The organism is Aeromonas sp. FDAARGOS 1409, assembly GCF_019048705.1.
GTDB classification, from domain to species: Bacteria; Pseudomonadota; Gammaproteobacteria; order Enterobacterales; family Aeromonadaceae; genus Aeromonas; species Aeromonas sanarellii.
Genome location: NZ_CP077395.1, coordinates 2,487,445 through 2,507,242, shown reverse-complemented (window position 1 = coordinate 2,507,242; position 19,798 = coordinate 2,487,445). Strand labels below are relative to the sequence as shown.

Annotated in this window: 21 protein-coding genes; 14 read left to right on the top strand and 7 right to left on the bottom strand. The window is 66.1% G+C overall.

Annotated features, from left to right (window positions below):
• Nucleotides 1–32 precede the first annotated feature (32 nt).
• Together I6L39_RS11935 and I6L39_RS11930 are read right to left on the bottom strand one after the other, a co-directional pair.
• Nucleotides 33–1,250 (bottom strand): winged helix-turn-helix domain-containing protein, encoded by a 1,218-nt coding sequence (locus I6L39_RS11935; RefSeq protein ID WP_216989757.1) that lies wholly within the window; start codon nucleotides 1,248–1,250, stop codon nucleotides 33–35.
• A 74-nt stretch (nucleotides 1,251–1,324) separates the two neighbouring features.
• The gene (locus I6L39_RS11930; protein ID WP_216989756.1) at nucleotides 1,325–1,960 is read right to left on the bottom strand and encodes a class I SAM-dependent methyltransferase; all 636 of its coding nucleotides are present in this window, start codon (nucleotides 1,958–1,960) and stop codon (nucleotides 1,325–1,327) included.
• Nucleotides 1,961–2,137: 177 nt separating this feature from the next.
• Between I6L39_RS11930 and I6L39_RS11925 the strand changes: the two genes are divergently transcribed.
• From I6L39_RS11925 to I6L39_RS11895, 7 genes are all read left to right on the top strand, one after another.
• Nucleotides 2,138–2,803 (top strand): thermostable hemolysin, encoded by a 666-nt coding sequence (locus tag I6L39_RS11925; protein WP_216989755.1) that lies wholly within the window; start codon nucleotides 2,138–2,140, stop codon nucleotides 2,801–2,803.
• Nucleotides 2,800–4,323 carry an AMP-dependent synthetase/ligase gene (locus I6L39_RS11920; RefSeq protein WP_216989754.1) on the top strand — a complete coding sequence of 508 codons (1,524 nt, stop codon included), beginning with the start codon at nucleotides 2,800–2,802 and terminating at the stop codon, nucleotides 4,321–4,323. Before I6L39_RS11925 ends, I6L39_RS11920 begins: the two co-directional genes overlap by 4 nt.
• Nucleotides 4,320–4,976, top strand: a complete 657-nt coding sequence (locus I6L39_RS11915; protein ID WP_209793405.1) for a TenA family transcriptional regulator — start codon at nucleotides 4,320–4,322, stop codon at nucleotides 4,974–4,976. Before I6L39_RS11920 ends, I6L39_RS11915 begins: the two co-directional genes overlap by 4 nt.
• The gene (locus I6L39_RS11910) at nucleotides 4,973–5,821 is read left to right on the top strand and encodes an SDR family oxidoreductase (RefSeq protein WP_216989753.1); all 849 of its coding nucleotides are present in this window, start codon (nucleotides 4,973–4,975) and stop codon (nucleotides 5,819–5,821) included. Before I6L39_RS11915 ends, I6L39_RS11910 begins: the two co-directional genes overlap by 4 nt.
• 1 nt (nucleotide 5,822) lies before the next feature.
• Nucleotides 5,823–6,455, top strand: a complete 633-nt coding sequence (locus I6L39_RS11905) for a tetratricopeptide repeat protein (RefSeq protein ID WP_209793403.1) — start codon at nucleotides 5,823–5,825, stop codon at nucleotides 6,453–6,455.
• A gap of 81 nt (nucleotides 6,456–6,536) precedes the next feature.
• On the top strand, nucleotides 6,537–7,229 hold the full coding sequence (locus I6L39_RS11900) for a response regulator (protein WP_042078934.1): 693 nt from the start codon (nucleotides 6,537–6,539) through the stop codon (nucleotides 7,227–7,229).
• Entirely contained in the window at nucleotides 7,226–8,668 is a 1,443-nt protein-coding gene (locus I6L39_RS11895; protein ID WP_216989752.1) for an ATP-binding protein, read from the top strand. The genes I6L39_RS11900 and I6L39_RS11895 overlap by 4 nt, the downstream gene beginning before the upstream one ends.
• Before the next feature lie 68 nt (nucleotides 8,669–8,736).
• Here I6L39_RS11895 and I6L39_RS11890 read toward each other — a convergent pair whose 3' ends face one another.
• Nucleotides 8,737–9,216 (bottom strand): ATP-dependent zinc protease, encoded by a 480-nt coding sequence (locus I6L39_RS11890; RefSeq protein ID WP_216991788.1) that lies wholly within the window; start codon nucleotides 9,214–9,216, stop codon nucleotides 8,737–8,739.
• Between the two features lie 398 nt (nucleotides 9,217–9,614).
• On the opposite strand from I6L39_RS11890, the gene I6L39_RS11885 reads away from it, so the two are divergent.
• The 5 genes from I6L39_RS11885 to I6L39_RS11865 all read left to right on the top strand — a co-directional run bounded on the left by I6L39_RS11885 (nucleotide 9,615) and on the right by I6L39_RS11865 (nucleotide 14,618).
• The gene (locus I6L39_RS11885) at nucleotides 9,615–10,658 is read left to right on the top strand and encodes a GMP reductase (RefSeq protein ID WP_216989751.1); all 1,044 of its coding nucleotides are present in this window, start codon (nucleotides 9,615–9,617) and stop codon (nucleotides 10,656–10,658) included.
• A 156-nt stretch (nucleotides 10,659–10,814) separates the two neighbouring features.
• Nucleotides 10,815–11,990, top strand: coding sequence for an elongation factor P maturation arginine rhamnosyltransferase EarP (earP, locus tag I6L39_RS11880; protein ID WP_216989750.1), 1,176 nt, complete (start codon nucleotides 10,815–10,817; stop codon nucleotides 11,988–11,990).
• A 44-nt stretch (nucleotides 11,991–12,034) separates the two neighbouring features.
• Entirely contained in the window at nucleotides 12,035–12,601 is a 567-nt protein-coding gene (gene efp, locus I6L39_RS11875; protein WP_042078929.1) for an elongation factor P, read from the top strand.
• Between the two features lie 200 nt (nucleotides 12,602–12,801).
• Nucleotides 12,802–13,560 (top strand): DUF3530 family protein, encoded by a 759-nt coding sequence (locus I6L39_RS11870; protein ID WP_216989749.1) that lies wholly within the window; start codon nucleotides 12,802–12,804, stop codon nucleotides 13,558–13,560.
• Between the two features lie 101 nt (nucleotides 13,561–13,661).
• The gene (locus I6L39_RS11865; RefSeq protein WP_216989748.1) at nucleotides 13,662–14,618 is read left to right on the top strand and encodes a D-2-hydroxyacid dehydrogenase; all 957 of its coding nucleotides are present in this window, start codon (nucleotides 13,662–13,664) and stop codon (nucleotides 14,616–14,618) included.
• Nucleotides 14,619–14,678: 60 nt separating this feature from the next.
• Here I6L39_RS11865 and I6L39_RS11860 read toward each other — a convergent pair whose 3' ends face one another.
• On the bottom strand, nucleotides 14,679–15,152 hold the full coding sequence (locus tag I6L39_RS11860; protein WP_216989747.1) for a glycine zipper domain-containing protein: 474 nt from the start codon (nucleotides 15,150–15,152) through the stop codon (nucleotides 14,679–14,681).
• 239 nt (nucleotides 15,153–15,391) lie between these two features.
• Nucleotides 15,392–16,939, bottom strand: a complete 1,548-nt coding sequence (locus I6L39_RS11855; RefSeq protein WP_216989746.1) for a diguanylate cyclase — start codon at nucleotides 16,937–16,939, stop codon at nucleotides 15,392–15,394.
• Nucleotides 16,940–17,229: 290 nt separating this feature from the next.
• Between I6L39_RS11855 and I6L39_RS11850 the strand changes: the two genes are divergently transcribed.
• Entirely contained in the window at nucleotides 17,230–17,832 is a 603-nt protein-coding gene (locus I6L39_RS11850; RefSeq protein WP_209793388.1) for a nitroreductase family protein, read from the top strand.
• Between the two features lie 57 nt (nucleotides 17,833–17,889).
• Here I6L39_RS11850 and I6L39_RS11845 read toward each other — a convergent pair whose 3' ends face one another.
• Both I6L39_RS11845 and I6L39_RS11840 read right to left on the bottom strand, forming a co-directional pair.
• Nucleotides 17,890–18,543 (bottom strand): HAD-IA family hydrolase, encoded by a 654-nt coding sequence (locus tag I6L39_RS11845; protein ID WP_216989745.1) that lies wholly within the window; start codon nucleotides 18,541–18,543, stop codon nucleotides 17,890–17,892.
• On the bottom strand, nucleotides 18,540–18,764 hold the full coding sequence (locus tag I6L39_RS11840) for a hypothetical protein (RefSeq protein WP_216989744.1): 225 nt from the start codon (nucleotides 18,762–18,764) through the stop codon (nucleotides 18,540–18,542). Before I6L39_RS11840 ends, I6L39_RS11845 begins: the two co-directional genes overlap by 4 nt.
• A gap of 114 nt (nucleotides 18,765–18,878) precedes the next feature.
• Here I6L39_RS11840 and I6L39_RS11835 point away from each other — a divergent pair, with 114 nt between their 5' ends.
• Nucleotides 18,879–19,778 carry a LysR family transcriptional regulator gene (locus I6L39_RS11835; protein WP_216989743.1) on the top strand — a complete coding sequence of 300 codons (900 nt, stop codon included), beginning with the start codon at nucleotides 18,879–18,881 and terminating at the stop codon, nucleotides 19,776–19,778.
• Nucleotides 19,779–19,798: the final 20 nt, after the last annotated feature.

Sequence of the window (19,798 nt, the reverse complement as noted above, 5' to 3'; positions counted from 1 at the left end):
CCCTCCCCCTTTTCAAGGGGGAGGTTGGGGGGTTATGCCACCGCCGCCCAAAGCGCCAGCAGGGGAACCGGCACGGCGCCGTATCTCAATTGCGGGGTCTGGTGCCAGTCCGCCAGCTTCCGGAGTGCCTTGTCCAGCTCCCGGGCCAGGATCTGGGTGACCCTGACGCCCGGCTCCAGGTAGAGGCTCTTGACCTCGAACACCCCCTCCTTGCGGTGGGCCTTGGCGTCCATCCTGCCCACCAGCCTGCCGCGATGCAGCAGGGGCAGCACGAAGTAGCCGTACTGGCGCTTGGGGGCCGGGGTGTAGCACTCGATGCGGTAGTCAAAGCCAAACAGCTCGCTGGCCCGCTTGCGATCCCACACCAGGGGATCGAACGGCGAGAGCGCCGTGGTGTGGGTCGCCTTGAGGGTGCCCGCCTGGGCCTGCGCCAGCTCGCCCGCGAGCGACGCGTGCACGAAGGCACCGTGCTGCCACCCCTCCACCCGCACCGGCAACAGCTCCCCCTCGTCCGCCAGCCGATGGAGCAGGGCGTCGTACTTGCCCCGCCGCAGGCGATAGTAGTCCGCCACCCAGCCGGTCTTGACCAACCCCAGCGCCCGGCAGCTGGCCCGCACCATGTCCCATTGGGCGAGCTCGAGGCTCGGCAGATCCCGCTCGTCGTCCCACTCGGGGATGATCCGCTCGGCGAGATCGTAGACCCGCTGGAAGTTGCGCCGCTCGCGCACCATCAGGCGGCCCGCGGTGAACAACACCTCCAGGTGCCGCTTCTCCGGCTTCCAGTCCCACCAGCCATTGCCCTTGCCCCCCTTGCGCTCGAAGTCGGCAGCCCGCACCGGGCCCTCCAGGCGAATGCGCTCGACGATCTGCTCGATCTCCTCCCCGTGGGTCTTGAGCCACTGGGCCGAGAACTTCCAGCCCATGGCGGCGGGATCCAGCATGCGATGGCGCAGCAGCCGGTAATCCTCCCGGGGCACGAAGCAGGCCTCGTGGGCCCAGTATTCGAAGAGGTCGCCCTCGGCCAGCAGCCGCTCCAGCCAGACGGGATCGTAGTGGCCGAGGCGGCTGAACAGCACCAGATAGGGGCTGCGGGCCACCACCGAGATGGTGTCTATCTGCAGCAGCGCCATGCGGCGGATGCAGTCAAGCAGATCGGCGGGGGCGGCCTTGGTGCGGCGCGGGGTCAGCAGACCCTGGGCCGCGAGCTGCAGATGGCGGGCGTCCTGCAGGGAGAGATGGGGAATCGACATGAAGATAAGGGCATCCGTTCCAAGGTTGCAAAGCACCAGCATGCCCAACTCGGCGGCAAATGGAAACGCCCGGTTCAGGGTTTGGTGAAGACGGCCACATCGGCATGGGGAAACTCGACCTCTGCCTGCCAGCGCGCTCCCAGGGCGCGGAACGAGGCCTCGGCGAAGAAGACGATGTGAGTGGGATCCTGGCGATAGCGCCAGGTCCTGAAACGCTCGTCCCCCAGCACCCGCTGGGTCTGCACGACCAGCACGCCGCCGGGCTTGAGCCGGGCCCAGAGGCCGTCCAGCACGGCGCGGGGGTCGGCCAGGTGCTCCACCACCTCGGTGCTGGTGATGAAGTCATACTCCCGCGACAGCAGCTCGGGATCGTCGGCGTAGAACTTGTCGTAACCCGCCATCTCGAAGCCCGACTCCCGCCCCATGGCGACCAGCGCCGGGCCCGGGCCGCAGCCAAAGTCGAGGCCACAGGCAGGAGGCGGCACCCGGGCCAGCACTTCCCCGAAGGCCCGCATCAGGAAACGGCGATAGCCGGGATCGTCCACCCGGTTGTCGTGATCGTCGTAGACCGCCTTCTCGGCCGCTTCGTCCAGGTGATCCGCCTCATCCAGCCAGACCAGCTCGCACGCCAGGCAGCGGTGATACGCCTTGCCTGCCACCGGCAGGGGGTAACTTCGGCAGGACGAACAGAGAGGGCAAGGGGCTGGCATGGGGACTCCTCGGGTGGCGACAGCGGGGCAGATTGCCTGCCGCGCCCGCCGCTGGCAACTGTTTTGTCTTGTGCCCCCGTCGATCCCCTTTCACCGCCCGCCAGATTTTTTCGCGCCTTAAGGGTTTCTTAAGTTTGCCCTTTTACTCTCAACCCATTCCAAGAGAAGGAGCCAACCATGACCAGCGAGATCCAAGCCCCCTACAGGTTGATCCTGGCCGAATCAGAGCAGCAGGTCATGGCGCTGCAAGCCTATATCCAGGCCGCCTACACCCTCGAATTCAACGCCCGCATCCCCCATTTTCTGCCCTGCCTGCTCGGACTCTACCGGGCAGACGGCGTACTGGTCGGCGCCTGCGGCCTCAACCAGGCCAGCCATGGCGAGCGTGAGCAGCCGCTCTATCTGGAGCAGTACCTGGAACAGCCCGTCGAGGCCGCCATCGAGACCCGCCTCGGGGTACGTCCGGCCCGCAGCCGCATCATCGAAGTGGGCAACCTCGCCTGCCGCGAGCCGGGCAATGCCCGCCTGATGTTTGCCGCCCTGTGCCGGCTGCTGTGCGACAACGCCCTCGACTACGTGGTGTTTACCGGCACCGCCAAGCTTCGCAACAGCTTTGCCCGGCTGCGCCTCAACCCGGTGGAGCTGGCACTCGCAGAGGCCCACCAGGTCGGGGCAGACGCCAGCGCCTGGGGGGAGTACTACCGCTGTCAGCCCAGGGTCATGGCGGGCGACCTCAACCAGGGGCGCGAGGTGCTCGCCCAGAGCAGCCTGCTGCTCAACCTGCTGGGGCCCATGCCCATGCTTTTTGACCAGGCAGGCCATGACAAGAGGTGCGCTCAATGAGCCTGTTCGACGCCATCGCCCGCCACGCCAGCCTGACGCCGCGACAGCCCGCACTGCAAGGCAGCCAGGGAGAGCTGGATTACCGGACCCTGTGGCAGCAGATCCAGCGCCTGGCCGACCGCTTGCAGCACGCCGGCATTCGCCGCCTGGCCCTGCAGCTCGACAACGGTCTGCCCTGGGCCCTGATCGATCTGGCCTGCACCCGGGCCGGGATAGTGGTCATTCCCGTGCCTCACTTCTTCAGCCCGGCGCAGCAGGCCTGGCTGCTGGAAAGCAGCGGGGCCGATGCCCTGGTGGGGCCCGAGCACCAGGGATGGCAGGCGGCCGCGCCGCTCGTGCTGATGGCAGGCAGGCCGGATGAGCAGGCCGTGCCCCTGTGGCGCCGCATCCCAACCAGCCTGCCCGAGCTGCCGGCGGGCACCGCCAAGATCACCTATACCTCGGGCACCACGGGCCAGCCCAAGGGGGTCTGCCTCTCCCTGGCGCAGATGACGGCGGTCTGCGAGTCTCTGGCCGAGCGCGTCGCCCCGGCCAGGGTGGAACAACACCTGACCCTGCTGCCGCTCACCACCCTGCTGGAGAACCTGACCGGTCTGTACGTGCCGCTGATCACCGGTGCCAGCAGCCGCATCCCCTCCCTGGGGGAACTCGGCTTCTCGGGCTCCAGCAAGCTGGATCCCGCCACCCTGGCTCAGGCCCTGTTGCGATGGCCCAGCCACAGCCTGGTGCTGGTGCCCGAGTTGCTGCGCCTGCTGCTGGCCCTGTGCGGCGCCAATCCTGTGCTGGCCGAAGGGCTCAGGGGGCTGCGCTTCGTCGCCGTGGGCGGCGGCAAGGTCGCCCCCGATCTCATCCGCCATGCCCGTGCCCTGGGGCTCCCTGTCTATGAGGGCTATGGCCTGTCGGAATGTGGCTCTGTCGTGGCGCTCAACGGCCCGGACACCGACCTTCTGGGCAGCGTCGGCCTGCCCCTGCCCCACTGCCGGGTGACGATCGCCGCCGACGGCGAGGTCATGGTGAGCGGCAGCGCCATGCTGGGCTACCTGGGGGAAGAGGGCGCCGCGGCCAACCCGCTAGCCACAGGCAAGCCTGCTGACCCGCAGATCGCCACCGGCGATCTGGGCCACCTGGACGAGGAGGGCTATCTCCACATCACGGGGCGCAAGAAGAACGTGCAGATCACCGCCTTCGGCCGCAACTTCTCGCCGGAATGGGTGGAGGCCCAGGCCCAGCTCTGCCCGGCCATCGCCCGCATCGTCATCTTCGGCGACGGCCAGCCCGCCAACGTGGCCCTGATCCAGCCGCTGCCGGGCAGCCAGTCCCAGCTGGCCGAACAGATAGCCCGGCTCAACCGGCAGTTGCCCGACTACGCCCGCATCCATCACTGGCTGCCGGTGGCGCTGGATCAGCACCCCGGCCTGCTGACCGCCAACGGTCGCCCCCGTCGCAACGAGATTTATCAGCACTTTTCCCGGCAGATCGACCAATGCCTGACACAAGGCCTCACAGGAGAATCCTCATGAGTTTCTATCAGACCCTGCAACAAGCCACCGCCGGCGAGCGCGAGCGCCTGTTCAATGCTCCCATCATCGAGGCCTGCCGCCGTGGCGACATCAGCCGGGAGACCTACCTCGCCTTCCTGGCACAGGCCTATTACCACGTGCGCCACACGGTGCCGCTCCTGATGGCCACCGGCGGCAGGCTGGGGCAGGAGTACGAGTGGGTGCGCGGCGCCATCCGCGAGTACATCGACGAGGAGTACGGCCACCAGGAGTGGATCCTCAATGACATCCGCGCCTGCGGCGGCGATGCCGAGGCGGTGCGCCACGGCCGGCCCGGGCTCCCCATCGAGCTGATGGTCGCCTTCCTCTACGACCAGATCCAGCGCGGCAACCCCATGGGCTTCTTCGGCATGGTGCAGGTGCTGGAGGGCACCAGCGTCGCCATCGCCCTGACCGTCGCCGATCAGCTCAGGAGCGGTCTGGGTCTGCCGCCCCAGGCTATGAGCTACCTCAGCTCCCACGGCGCCCTGGATCAGGAGCACCTCAAGTTCTTCGAATCCCTGATGAACCGGGTGGAAGACCAGGCCGATCAGGCCGCCATCATTCATGCGGCCCGCGTGGTCTACCGCCTCTATGGCGACATGCTCTATCAGCTCACGGGATCCGGCCAATGAAGCTCGAAGGAAAACGCATACTGCTCACCGGCGCCAGCGGCGGCATAGGCGAGGCCCTGGCCATGGAGCTGGCGGCCCAGGGCGCACACCTGCTGCTGCACGGACGCAGGGCCAATGCCCTGGAACGCCTGCGCAAGGAGCTGCCGCATCCGGAGCGCCACCAGACGGTGACCGCCGATCTGGGCTCGCCCCAGGAGCGGGCCAGGCTGTTGCAGCACCCGGCCCTGGACGAGGGGCTGGACGTGCTGATCAACGGCGCGGGCTGCAACCAGTTTGCCTGGCTGGAGGATCAGAGCAGCGAGCAGGTCGAGCGCCAGCTGCTGCTCAACGTCGAGGCCCCCATCCAGCTCACCCGCGCCCTGCTGCCGAGGCTGCGCAAGCCCGCGATCATCATGAACATAGGTTCCAGCCTGGGGGCCATCGGCTATGCCGGGTACAGCGTCTACTGCGCCAGCAAGTTCGCCCTGCGGGGCTTCAGCGAGGCGCTGGGGCGGGAGCTGGAGGGCACCGGCATCAAGGTGCTGCACTTCGCCCCCCGCGCCACCCGCACCCACCTCAATTCCGAGGCGGCCTACGCCATGAATGCCGAGCTAGGCACCCACACCGACAGCCCCCAGGACGTGGCCGAGGAGGCCGTCATCGCCCTGTGCAACGAGACACGCCGCAGCTGGCTCGGCTGGCCGGAGAAGCTGTTCGTGCGGCTCAACGCCCTGCTGCCCGCCGTGGTGGACAGGGCGCTGGCCAGGCAGCGCCCGATCATCGAGCGCCACGCCCGCCGCTCGCTCCCCCTTGCCACCGGGCACCAGAGCCCGCCACCCTGTGCCACGAACGAGAAGGAACATTGAGATGAAACACGCCACATCCCCCCGTATCGCCCTGGGCGCCCTGCTGCTCACCCTGGGAAGCATGCAGGCCCAGGCCGCCGATGCCCTGCCCACCATCCAGCAGCAGTGGGCCCACTGCCAGTACCAGCAGACCGGCAAGGCCAAGGAGAGCTGCCTGGAGACCCTGAGTGCAAAGGCCGATGAGGCGAGCGCCAAGGAGGCGTTTCGCACCGATCTGCTGATCTGGTCCGCCATCGTCAAGAGCACCTGGGCCGGCGCCAAGGGTGGCCTGGGGGCGCTGGGCCTGGTGAAGGAGGCCAAGGCCAGGCTGGAGATCGCCATCAAGCAGGATCCCGCTGCGCTGGACGGCTCGGCCTACACCAGCCTGGGCTCCCTCTACTACCAGGTGCCGGGCTGGCCGGTCGGGTTCGGCGATGACGAGAAGGCGGAGCAACTGCTCAAGCAGGCGCTGGCCATCAACCCCACCGGCATCGACCCCAACTTCTTCTACGGCGACTTCCTGCTGGATCAGGGGGACAAGGCGCAGGCGAGGATCTACCTGGACAAGGCCCTGGCCGCCCCCGCCAGACCGGGCCGCGAGGTGGCGGACGAGGGGCGCAGGGCGGAGATCCGCGAGCGCCTCGCCAAGCTGTAAACGCAAGCAGATCAGTGTGCTATTTAAACTCTGCCCACCAGCTTGCATACTGGTGGGCAGTGTCGTTTGAGGGAGAAGAGAATGCGGATCCTGTTGGTGGAAGATGATGTGATGCTGGGGGACGGCATGGTGGATGCCCTGCGCGGCAGCGGCTACACGGTGGACTGGCTGCAACAGGGGTTGCCCGCCTTGTCGGCGCTCAAGAGCGAGGAGTTCGCCGCCCTCATCCTTGACCTCAACCTGCCGGACATCGACGGCATCAGCCTGCTGCGCAAGCTGCGCCGGGAAGGGCAGACCCTGCCGGTGCTCATCCTCACCGCCCGGGATGCCCTGGACGACCGGGTGCTGGGGCTGGATGCGGGCTCCGACGACTACATGGTCAAGCCCTTCGCCCTGCAGGAGCTCAACGCCCGCCTGCGCGCCCTGGTGCGCCGCAGCAAGGGGCAGGCCCAGGCCGAGCTGGAGTACGGCGAGCTGCTGCTCTATCCGGCGTCACAGCAGGTTACCTATCGAGGCGAGCCGGTCAGGCTGACCCCCCACGAATACAAGCTGTTGCAGGAGCTCATCACCCAGAGCGGCCGGGTCCTGAGCCGGGATCAGCTGCAGCAGAGCCTCTACGGCTGGGACGAGGGGGCCGAGAGCAACGCGGTGGAAGTGCACATCCACCACCTGCGCAAGAAGTTCTTCCCCGAGCTCATCCGCAACATCCGCGGCGTCGGCTACATAGTGCCCCAGCTCGATGTCACGGGTGGCAAGGGAGCCCCGGCCCCATGAGTCGCGTCCGCTCCATCCGCCGCTTCCTGCTCTCCGGCATCCTGGCCCTGGTCAGCGTCAGCCTCGCCGTCAGCGGCCTCATCGGCTATCTGGAGGCCAATCACGAGATGGAGGAGCTGTTTGATGCCCGTCTGGCCCAGTCCGCCCGCATCACCAACCAGCTGCTCGACCGCTATCTGAAACAGCGCGGCGATCTGCCGAGCAACGGCGCCATCTATCAGGAGTGGGAGCAGGCCGTGCCGAACGCCCCCCACCAGGAGCCGAGCGGCTTCGGCCAGATCGGACAGGACAACGAGTTCACCCCCTATGGCCACGAGTTCGAGCGCAACCTCACCTTCCAGCTGACCGACGACGAGGGCAACATACTGCTGCGCTCCCCCAGCGCGCCGCGCCAGCTGTTCGGCAAGCCGGAGCTGGGCTTTGGCGCCGTGCACCGCGACGGCCACGACTGGCGCACCTTCACCCTCTACAACGAGGATGAGCAGACCTGGCTCATCGTCGCGGAGCGGGACGACGAGCGGGGCGAGCTGGCCAGCAAGATGGCCACCCTCACCATGCTGCCGCTCTTCATCACCCTGCCCTTCCTGCTCGGCCTGCTGTGGTGGCTGGTCACCCGTGGCCTGGCCCCGCTGCACCTGCTGGCGCAAGCCATCGGCGAGCGGCACCCCGCCAACCTGAGCCCGCTCAACCTGGCCATCAAGGCCGAGGAGCTGACGCCGCTGGTGGGGGAGATCAACCGCCTGATGCACACCCTGGCCGACACCCTGGAGCGGGAGAAGCAGTTCACCAACGAGGCGGCCCACGAGCTGCGCACCCCGCTGGCGGTGCTGCGCATCCACAGCGAGAACGCCATGGCGGCCGAGGATGAGCAGAGCCGCGAGCAGGCGCTGCGCAAGATGCAGCTGGCCCTGGATCGCAGCGATCGCCTGATCCGCCAGCTGCTGACCCAGGCCCGCATCGACAACCAGCAGACACCGGCGCTCGCCAGCCTGGCCCTGAAGCCGCTGCTGCAGTCCACCCTGGCCACCCTGGCCCCCATCGCCCTGAAGAAGGACCAGCAGCTCTCCCTGGAGGGCGCCGGCCACCTGCAGGTGATGGGGCAGGCCATGCTGCTGGAGCTGATGTTCGGCAACCTCATCGACAACGCCCTGCGCTACACCCAGGTGGGCGGCGAGATCGCCGTGGTGGTCAGCCAGGAGGGCAACCGGGTCCGGGTGGATGTGCGGGACAACGGCCCCGGCATCCCCACCGCCGCCCTGTCACGGCTGTGCGAGCGCTTCTTCCGGGTCAATCCCCAGCAGGGGGACGGGGTGGGGCTCGGCATGGCCATAGTCCAGCGTATCGCCCAGCTTCACGGGGCGGATCTCGACATCCACAACCGGCCTGAAGGGGGACTCGAAGTGAGCGTGCTGCTGCCCTCCCCCCTGCGCCCTGCCTGAGCTGCACCGCCCGCATTCCAGCCATGAAAAACGGGGGCCAGGCCCCCGTTGTTCATCTCCACGGAACATCAGCGGCAGCTGGGCTGCACCGTGAAGGTCCGGCTCGCATCCACCGGCCCCAGCTCCGCCAGCAGCCGGCGTCCCAGCAGCACGGGGTAGATCATCTCGCTGCGATCCCGCAGGGTGAACCACTCCTTGTAGACCTTGTCGCCGACGCAGATGCTCATGGTCACCGTGGGCCTCTGCTCCATGCCGCCGGCACCGCGCACCGTCACGCTGCGCTCCACCGGCCGCTCCAGGGTCTGGCGCACCGCCTTGTCGGTGTTGGCATCGGTCAGCGCCAGGGTGAAGCGCACCCAGGGCTTGCCGTCGCGCTTGAAGTGGTGAAGCTCCCGCGCATCGAGGGAGGAGGTGAGCGCCCCGGTATCCAGCTTCATCTTGACCGCCACCCCGTAGGGCATGATCACCCCCTTCTCGATCCAGCCGTAGCTGACCGGCGCCGCCACCGTACTGCCACACAGCGCCCACATCATGACCGCGCTCGCCATTTTCTTGCTCATCTCGCTCTCTCGCCTTGCCGATGTTGCGCCCAGATGTACCACAGCCATCCGGCGGGTCAACCGGATTCCGGGCCCGGGGCGAACCGCCCCCGGCCACCCCGATGGCAGGCGACAGGCCGTGCCGGACACAGTGCATGCCCCCACAGAGAGGGGAGGAACAGAAAGAAACGGGGGGAGGAAGGTGCTGGATGACACTGGCTGCCATCCTGAGGTTGTGACGCCAAAGGCTACCACAAGGCCTCGTGAATTATCAGTCTTGTTCCGGCGGGATTTTTCCCTACACTGTTGTAAACCGGAGGCCTTGAAAACCTGCGGTTTTTTTGTGCCTGCCGAAAATTTTGCCCACTGCAACAGTGACTTTCACAAGGCTCAAAAAGGAATTCGCAATGCGTATCGAAGAAGACTTGAAGCTCGGTTTCAAGGATGTACTGTTCCGTCCCAAGCGCTCTACCCTCAAGAGCCGTTCCCAAGTCAGCCTGACCCGCCAGTTCACCTTCAAGCACACCCAGACCCAGTGGCAGGGGGTGCCCGTCATCGCCGCCAACATGGACACCGTCGGCAGCTTCGCCATGGCCCGCGCCCTGGCGGGCTTCGAGATGATGACGGCGGTACACAAGCACTACAGCCTCGCGCAGTGGCAAACCTTCGTCAATGAGACAGACCCGGCCATCCTGGGCCATGTGATGGTCTCCACCGGCACCTCGGACGAGGACTTCACCAAGACCGGCCAGATCCTCGCCATGTCAGAAGCCCTGCGCTTCATCTGCGTGGACGTCGCGAACGGCTACTCCCAGCACTTCGTCGAATTCCTGCGCAAGATCCGCGAGGCCTGTCCGAACCACGTCATCCTGGCGGGCAACGTGGTCACCGGCGAGATGGTCGAAGAGCTGATCCTCTCCGGCGCCGACATCGTCAAGGTCGGCATAGGCCCCGGCTCGGTCTGCACCACCCGGGTCAAGACCGGGGTCGGCTACCCCCAGCTCTCCGCCATCATAGAGTGTGCCGATGCGGCTCACGGCCTCGGTGGCCAGATCGTCGGCGACGGCGGCTGCACCTGCCCGGGTGACGTGGCCAAGGCCTTTGGCGGCGGCGCCGACTTCGTGATGCTGGGGGGCATGCTGGCGGCCCACGAGGAGTGCGGCGGCGAGCTCGTCGAAGTGGATGGATCCCCTTTCATGAAGTTCTACGGCATGAGTTCGTCCAGCGCCATGGACAAGCACGCCGGCGGCGTCGCCGACTACCGCGCCTCCGAGGGCAAGACGGTGCTGCTGCCCTATCGCGGCCCGGTAGAAAACACCGTGCGCGACATCCTCGGTGGTGTGCGTTCCACCTGCACCTACGTCGGCGCCAGCCAGCTCAAGGAGCTCACCAAGCGCACCACCTTCATCCGGGTGCGCGAGCAGGAGAACAACGTCTACGGCAAGGAGTAACGGGAACCCCAGCCCTCCCCTTCACCAGGGGAGGGGGTGTTGACTCCTCCCCCTTTCGAAGGGGGAGGCTGGGAGGGGGTTGGCGGCCCCACAGTTAGAAGCCAGCCCACCGGTGTGCTACCCTGCGCACCGGTTTTTTTGCATCTGGACCCCGACATGAGCAGCCCCCTGCCCCCCTTTGACTGGGATATCTTCTGCGCCGTGGTGGACAACTTCGGCGACATCGGCGTCACCTGGCGGCTCGCCCGTCAGCTTCAGCGGGAAGGCCACGGCAAGGTCAGGCTCTGGGTGGACGATCTGGCCAGCTTTGCCCGCATCTGCCCCGGACTGGATCCCGCACAAGAAGCCCAGTGGGTCGAGGGGATCCATATCCAGCGCTGGCACGACGCGCTGCCCGCCGATGCCGTGCCGGCACGCGTGGTGATCGAGGCCTTCGCCTGCGCCCTGCCCGCCCCCTTCATTGCGCGCATGGCCGAGCAGAGCCCGCCCCCCTGCTGGATCAACCTGGAGTACCTCAGCGCCGAGGCCTGGGTCGAGGATTGCCACGGCCTCGCCTCCCCCCAGCGGGTCGGCAGCCAGAGCCTCGACAAGTACTTCTTCTTCCCGGGCTTCACACCGAGAACCGGCGGCCTCTTGTGCGAGCGGGGGCTCATCGCCGAGCGGGATGCCTGGCAGCAGGATGACACGGGGCTTGCCACCTACTGGGCCAGCCTGGGCCTGCCACCCAAACGAGAAGGCGAGCTGAGGGTCAGCCTCTTTACCTATGAGAGCGCGGCGCTCAGGAGCCTGGTCCAGCGCTGGAGCCAGAGCGCCACGCCGGTCACCCTGCTGCTGCCGCTCGGGCGCGCCCTCGATGACGTGCTCACCGGGGCCGGGCTGGCAGACGCCATCCCTACAGCCCAAGCGGGAGATCTGCTGCAGGCGGGGAGCCTGTGCATCAAGCTGCTGCCGATGACGGATCAGGCCGGTTACGACCGGCTGCTGTGGAGCTGCGATCTCAACCTGGTGCGGGGGGAAGACTCCTTCGTGCGGGCCCAGTGGGCAGGGCGCCCCTTCCTGTGGCACATCTACCCCCAGGACGATGAGGCCCATATCGCCAAGCTGGATGACTTCCTCGACCATTATCTGGCAACGCTGCCCGCAGACACGGCCCGGTGGCTACGCGACGCCAGCCACGCCCTCAACCATGGCCAGGCGCTCGGCGAACTCTGGGCCCGATGGCCGACCCATGCCGCACACTGGCAGCAGCATGCGCGAGCCTGGTCACAGAAGTTGCTCGCCGAGGGGGATCTCGTCACGAGGTTGGTGAAATTTTTAGAAAGCCGTATATAATCTGGCAGTTTTTATCTGCCCGTATACGAACAGGAATTTTTTACATGAAAACCGCACAGGAAATCCGCGCTGGTAACGTCGTCATGATCGGTACCGAGCCGATGGTGGTCCAGAAAGCCGAATTCAACAAATCCGGCCGTAACTCCGCCGTGGTCAAGATGAAGCTGAAAGGCCTGCTGAACGGCAGCGCCACCGAGACCGTATTCAAGGCCGACGACAAGCTGGAAGTCGTTCAACTGGAGCGCAAGGAGTGCACCTACTCCTACTTCTCCGACCCCCTGTATGTCTTCATGGACACCGAGTACAACCAGTACGACGTCGAGAAGGACAACCTGGGTGACGCGCTGAACTACCTGGTAGACGGCATGGAAGATCTGTGTGAAGTGACTTTCTACAACGAGAAAGCCATCTCCGTAGAGCTGCCGACCACCATCGTTCGCGAAGTCGAGTACACCGAGCCGGCCGCCCGTGGCGACACCTCCGGCAAAGTGACCAAGCCGGCCCGCCTGAAGGGCACCTCCTACGAGCTGGCCGTTGCCGCCTTCGTGGAGATCGGCGACAAGATCGAAATCGATACCCGCACCGGTGAGTTCAAGCGTCGCGTCAACTAAGCTGACCCCTCGAACCCATTGCAAAAAGCGAGCCTCAGGCTCGCTTTTTTATTGGCCGTGTCACCGGACTGCCCCGATCCGGCTGGCGACCGGCGACATGCATACCCGGGCCATGGCGCCCAGCCAGGCATCCCCCTTCAGAAATGGCCGCCGCCGCCGCTAACTGTAAGACCCATCCCGGGACAATCCACGAGGGGCCCATGGCCAGAGCGTTGTTACCACTGTTGTTGCTGAGTCTTGGCTGCCTGTACGGCGGGCTGGCGCGGGCCGGCGAGCCCGCCCCCCTGGTACCACCCGACTACTGGCAGAATGGCGACTGGCAAGGGGTGCCTGACAGCACCCAGGTCGATAAGCAGCGGGTGCTGTTCGCCAGGCACGACGGCGACAGCTATCTGGGGCTCGCGATCCTGCTGCCCGACTGGCAGCGAAGCGGCCAGCTGTGGCAACTGACCCGGGATCTGGGGCGACTCGGCTTCGACACCCTGCTGCTGCTCCCCTCGCCGCAACAGACGGAGCTGGACCCCGCCGCCGAGAAGAAGCAGCAGGCCATCGACGATTTTCGCAAGCAGTTTGCCACCCGCATCAGCAAGCTCGGCGACGCCAAGCTGCAGGAGGGGGGCTTCAGGCTGCTGCTGGCACAGGGGACCAGCGCGGCCTGGGCCGCCAACCTCATCGCGAGCGAACAGCTGCCGGCCCCCGATGCCCTGGTCCTGCTCGACGGCTTCTTCCCCAATCAGCAGAGCAACCAGACCCTGGCCAAGCAGGTGGCACAGGCAAACGTTCCCACCCTGGATCTCTATCAGGAGGAGGGCAGCACCTGGCCTCTGCTGGCCGCCGAGGCGCGCAAGAGCGAGAGCCGCCGCAGCCACAAGCTGAACTATCGTCCCTATGCCCTGATGGATCTGGACGAGACGCCCGGGCGCATCCAGGGCTGGCTGACCCACCTGGGCTGGATCTGACCCCCGTCGCCCTGAAGGCGGGCCTCTCCCGGACACGCTCCCGGGCTGGTCAGCGGCACGCCATCTTTGGCATCATGTCCGCACCAATGGCAGGAGGCTTCATGCAGCAAATCGTGTTTCTCGACAGCGACACCCTGGACGCCGGCATCAATCTGCGCCGCCCCGATTTTCCCCATCACTGGCAGAGCTACCCGACCACGGCGCCGGACCAGGTGGTGGAGCGGCTCAAGTGCGCCAGCATCGCCATCATCAACAAGGTCCGCATAGGCGCCGCCGAGCTGGCCCAGTTGCCCGAGCTGCGCCTGATTGCCCTGGCGGCCACCGGCAGCGACAACCTGGATCTGGAGGCCTGCCGTGCCGCCAATGTCGCCGTGTGCAACATCCGCAACTACTCGGGCCCCTCGGTTCCCGAACACGCCATGGCGCTGATGCTGGCCCTGTCGCGCAACCTGTTTGCCTGGCGCCAGTCCCTGCAGGAAGGGCGCTGGCAACAGAGCGGCCAGTTCTGCTTCTTCGACCACCCCATCACGGATCTGCACGGCAAGCGGCTCGGCATCATCGGCAAGGGCACCCTGGGGCAGGCCCTGGGGCAGCGGGCCGAGGCCATCGGCATGGAGGTGCGCTATGCCCAGAGCCAGATAGGGACTCCCGGCGATGACGACAGACTGCCCCTGGACGCCCTGCTGGAGAGCTCGGACGTCATCAGCCTGCACTGTCCGCTCACCCCCTACACCCGCCACCTCATCGGGGAGCGGGAGCTGGCCATGATGAAACCGGGGGCCCTGCTCATCAACGTGGGCCGTGGTGGCCTGGTGGACGAGCAGGCCCTGCTGGAGGCCCTCGGCAACGGCCGGCTCGGCGGCGCCGGTTTCGACGTGGCAAGCGTGGAGCCTCCGCCCCCGGACCATCCCCTGATGCAGGCCCTGCGCTACCCCAACTTCATCCTGACCCCCCACGTGGCCTGGGCCAGCGAGGAGTCGATGCAGCGGCTCGCGGATCAGCTGATCGACAATATCAACGCCTTCTACCTTGGCAGGCGCCAGCACCGCCTGGTCTGAGACCGCGCGGCGGGATCAAGAAAGGGGCCCAGGGCCCCTTTCTGTCGTCTTGTCGCGGCATCAGTCGTCATGCCATCTGTGCTTGCGGTGCTTCTTGTGATGCTTGTGGTGCTTGTAATAGCGCCTGTCGTCGTAATAGCGGTGGTTGTTGCTCTCGTGAGTGTCGCCGGTTTTGGCGCCGATGGCGGAGCCGCCGGCACCGCCGATGCCGGCCCCGATCAGGCGACCAGTGTCCCCCCCGACGCTCTTGCCGATGGCGGCCCCCCCCAGGGCACCGACGGCCCCCCCGAGTGCAGCCTCATTCTTGTTGCCCCGGTTGGCCGTGGCAGCCCCACCGGCGGCACCGCCGATCGCCGCCCCCACCAGGGCGCCCGTGTCGCCGCCCAGCTCCTTGCCGATCATGGTCCCGGCCACCCCGCCAGCACCGCCGCCGAGTATGGTGTTGAGGGTCTCCGACGCCTGCACCTGGCCCGTCCCCAACAGCAGTGCACCCAGCAATGCCAGTGCGCTCGCGCCATATGGTTTCATCTTCATGGGCTACTCCTGTCAAACCTGATGATTGATTATTTTCCCTGCACTATACAAAGCGGCCTAGCCAACGCTACCGGGGCAACGGGTCCGTCATCGCCGGGTCGTCTGTCTCCTCTTCGCGACACTCAGGAGTGAAATAGAGCAACCCAATGAAAATTAACCAAAAAAAAAGGTCACACGGGAAATTATCCCCGCTGTGACCCCGCACCCGGGCCAAAGGGCCCTTTTTGTCATGATGACGGTCAGACAGATACTGTCACAACCTCCCCCTCGGAGGGAGGCCGGCTGGACGCCAGATGCCAGCAGTCCCGCCCCTGGTGCTTGCTCCGGTACAGGCATTCATCGGCCCGCTCGAGCAGGTTGGGAGCACCTTCCGGGTAATGCGCCCCTCCGGCACTCAGGGTGATGGACGCCTCAAACTCGCGCCACTGCAGCGCCCGTACCCGGGCCAGCAGATGGGTCAGGCGGCACTCTACCTCACCCTGTTCCCAGGGCAGCAGGGCCGCAAATTCATCACCGCCGATCCGGTAGACCTGGGCCTCCCCCAGGGTCCTCGCCATGATGGTGGCCACCCGGAACAGCACGGCATCTCCCACGCCGTGGCCCCAGCTGTCGTTGACGCCCTTGAAGTTGTCCACATCGAACAGGACCAGCCAGTAGGGGGCCGCCTCCTGATCCAGCCTGGCCCTGTCCTGATCGAAGGCCCGCCGGTTCATGATCCCGGTGAGGGGATCGTGCAGCAGGGCATCCTGGCCCTGGATCAGGCTGTTTCTCACCTGGTTGATCTCCCCCAGACTGCCGTGCACGAACCAGGTGCGCCGGCGCCGCTGGATCTCCAGCAGGGCCTCATCCCGGACGAGACCGCTGAGGGAGCCCTGCACCAGGGCCTGCTCCTGGCGGAATATTCGCACCAGAAACACCAGGCTGCACAGCCAGACGCACAGCAGCGCCAGCGCGGGCAACACCACCATCAGCAGGGTATCCTGCAGGTTTTCATGGAAGTGGGCAGGGGGCAGATAGAGATTGAGATCCCAGCCGATGTTCGTCAGCGGGTGCCTCAGGTGGCTGCCCTCCCAGATCACGTCCAGCCCGGCCACCTGCTTCTCAGGATCAAGGCCGACCGGCAGCAGCTGCAGATTGTGCCCCACCACCAGCTGCCCCCCCTTGCGCTCCGTGATGTAGAGGGCGGCCCTGTCCCCTCCCAGTGCCCGCCCCAGCGCCGCCTGCAGCGTGTTGAACGACATGTCCACCATCAGCAGCCCCAGCAGTTGCCCCTCGTCATCCCTGACGCGCTTGATCAGGGTCAGGACCTGGCTGGCGGAATCAAACTCCTCGTAGGGACCAAACCAGATGAGGTCGTCCCCCTCGCCGGAGAGCGCCTGATACCAGGGGCGCTTCTGTGCCTGATAGCCGGCCGGCGCCTGCCAGTGGGGGTAGCTGTCGAGACGATGGGTGCGGGCGTTGTAGAAATAGAGGGAGTGGGCGTCGTGCTTGAACTGGTGGGCGATGGCCCAGATCGGGTTGATGGCCGCCTCTCCCCGTGCGATGGCCCGCTTGTCCAGCGAGGACTCCAGCACGCCAAGCTGGCGCTGGTTGTCCTGCACCAGTTCATGGATCAGGGTGGCGTCGATGGAGGTGAGCATGTGGCCGTAGCCTGCCATGGTCTTGTCGATGCTGCGCAGGTAGCTGGCCGCCGCCAGCAGCAGGGTGGCGATCAACACCAGGACGCCGAGCAGGCACGACAGCGGGGTCAAGATGTAATAGCGTTCCTTGATGATAGTGGCAGCCATCCAACCCCCTATAAAATGTCATATGCCATGCATTTTATAGTTGAAACAACCACCAAGGTATTGATTGAAATCATTAACGTCTACTGTTAATGATAAAAAAGATATCAGCAGTCTCCGTCGACCATATGCGTTCCCGTCATGTGAATATCCATAAAAAGTAGAAACTGTCATCACCCTGCGTTGACGGTTTCCTGCGCGGAAGGTGTTATAGTCGATGGCTCGAGAGATCGGAGCCAGATGGCCTTTGCCGGCATCACTGGCGGCGATGATTCAGCAACCAAGGAGATGTTATGAGCAGTCCGTTTATCGAACAGATCAAAGTACGTCGTACCATCTATGCCCTGGGCAACCGGGTGACCCACTCCGAGGCCCAGCTGACGGCGCTCATCAAGGATGCCGTCAAGCACAGCCCCTCCTCGTTCAACTCCCAGAGCTCCCGTGCCGTCATCCTGTTTGGCGAGCAGCACCACAAGCTGTGGGACATCGTCAAGGCCGAGCTCAAGAAGATAGTCCCGCCAGAGGCCTATCCCCAGAGCGAAGCCAAGGTCAACGGCAGCTTCCGCTCAGGCTTCGGCACTGTACTGTTCTTCGAAGACACCGCCGTCATCGAGGATCTGCAGCAGAAGTTCGCCCTCTATGCCGACAACTTCCCCATCTGGTCCGAACACGGCACCGGGATCGCCCAGTTCGCGGTCTGGACCACCCTGGCCCAGGAGGGCATAGGGGCCTCCCTGCAGCACTACAACCCGCTGATAGACCAGGCGGTCCGCCAGGAGTGGAACCTGCCTGCCAGCTGGCTGCTGCGCGCCCAGATGCCCTTCGGCAGCATAGAACAGCCGGCCGGTGACAAGACCTTCATCGACGACGACGTACGCTTCCGGGTCTTCAAGTAATCCTGACGCCTCGCCCGCTCAAGCCCCCGCCAGTCGGGGGCTTTTTCTGCCCGCCTCTCAGGCCGTCAGCTGCACCTGCAGTTGGCCTGCCTCCTGCACGACCACAGTCACCCGGCCCCAGTTCGGGATCAGGGCGGTGACCGCCGGATCGCACCTCTGGGTTCCCCCGACCTGCACCACCCGGCAGCCGGCCCGCAGGGCGCTGGCGATGCCCGCGGGCGCATCCTCGAACACCAGGCAGTCGGCGGGAGCCAGGTCAAGCCGGCTTGCGGCCAGCAGATAGGGCTCGGGATCCGGCTTGCCCCGCACCACGTCCTCGGCGCCGACCAGGAGGCGTGGCAGCGGCAATCCGGCGCTGCCCAGGCGGTGGCGCGCCACCCTGTGGCTCGCGGAAGTCACCAGGCCCCAGCGATCCACCGGCAGGCCGTCGAGCACGGCGCGGGCCCCGGCGATCGGCTCTGCCGCCCCGCCGTGGCGGATCTCCAGCTCGTCGAGCAGGGCCACCTCAGACGCCAGGTCCAGCCAGGGAGCCAGCGCCCGGATCACCTCCCGCGAGCGCACCCCGTGGCACATGGCCAGCACGGGCTCCGGATCCAGCCCATGGCGCCGGCACCAGAGCCGCCACACGGCTTCCACCTCGCCGGTGGAGTGCACCAGGGTGCCGTCCATGTCCAGCAGCAGGGCTGCCGCCTCCAGAGTGAGCCCTGTCATGCGGCTCTCCCCGCCAGCACATCCACGAAGGCCTGCCGCTGGACCGCCTCTTCGTAGCAGGCGAGCGCCTGCTCGGCATTGCTCGCCCACACCGGCACGGGCCCCACGACAAACCCCTGCTGCAGCAGGCTGGTCAGCAGCTCCCCCGTCTCCGGCGTGGCCAGTGGCTGGGCCATCACCAGGCTCCCCTTGATCAAAAACAGATAGCGTTCGCTCGACATGGCATGACTCCTTGTGGCTGGTCAGCGGGCAAGAAGGCCCGTTTCGAGACCATTAGAACAAGGCAGTTAGATAATTTATAATCAATAAATCGCCACATTGGATAACCAAATGGAATGAGATTCGACCTGAGGCAGTTGCAGGCATTCGTGATGCTGGCCGAGACCGCCAACTACCGGGAGGCGGCCAGCCGGCTCTTCGTCACGCAACCGGCCCTGACCAAGCAGATCCAGGGGCTGGAACTCGCGCTCGGCAGCACCCTGTTCAACCGGGGCCGCCATGGCGCCGAACTGACCGCCATCGGTCTCCAGCTGCTTCCCCAGGCCCGCGCCCTGGTGGATCACGGCAAGGGATTCGAGCAGCACGCCCTGGCTCTGGCGAGCGGCGCCGCCGGGCGCCTCAAGATAGGGTTCGGGATCTCCAGCTTCGCACTCGCCCCCTCCCTGGTGGCCCGCTTCAAGCAGCAGGTCCCGGACGTGCTGGTGCACCTGCAGGACATGACCTCCGCCACCCAGCAGGAGCTGCTGCTGGCGGGACGACTGCAGCTGGGCTTCATGCGTCGGCCAGACGCGCCCCAGTTGAGGGAGCACAGATTGCTGATGGACAGGCTGGTGCTGGCGGTGCCCACCCGGCTGATTGGGCCGGATCCCGCCGCCTTCGACGTGGCGCAGGCGCTGACCCGCCAGCCCCTGCTGCAGATGGTGGGCCATCGCTGCCCCGGTCTCAGCCAGCAGATCGCCCGCTTCCTCGGCGCCAACCGGCTGAGCGGCATCATCCAGGAGGCGGAAGACATCCAGACCCTGGTGGCCCTGGTGGCTGCCGGTATCGGCAACGCCATCCTGCCCCGCAGCGTCGGCTTTATCGCGGGCAGGGAGGTGACCCTCTACCCCCTCTTCGGCCCCTGGTCCGAGTGGGAGATAAGCCTGGTGTGGAACCCGGAGTTTGCGGATCCCATCCGGGATCGCTTCCTGGCCCTGGTCAGGGCGGAGCACCCGGAGCCCGGACAAGGCGGATAGGGCGCGCGACTCCTCTAACG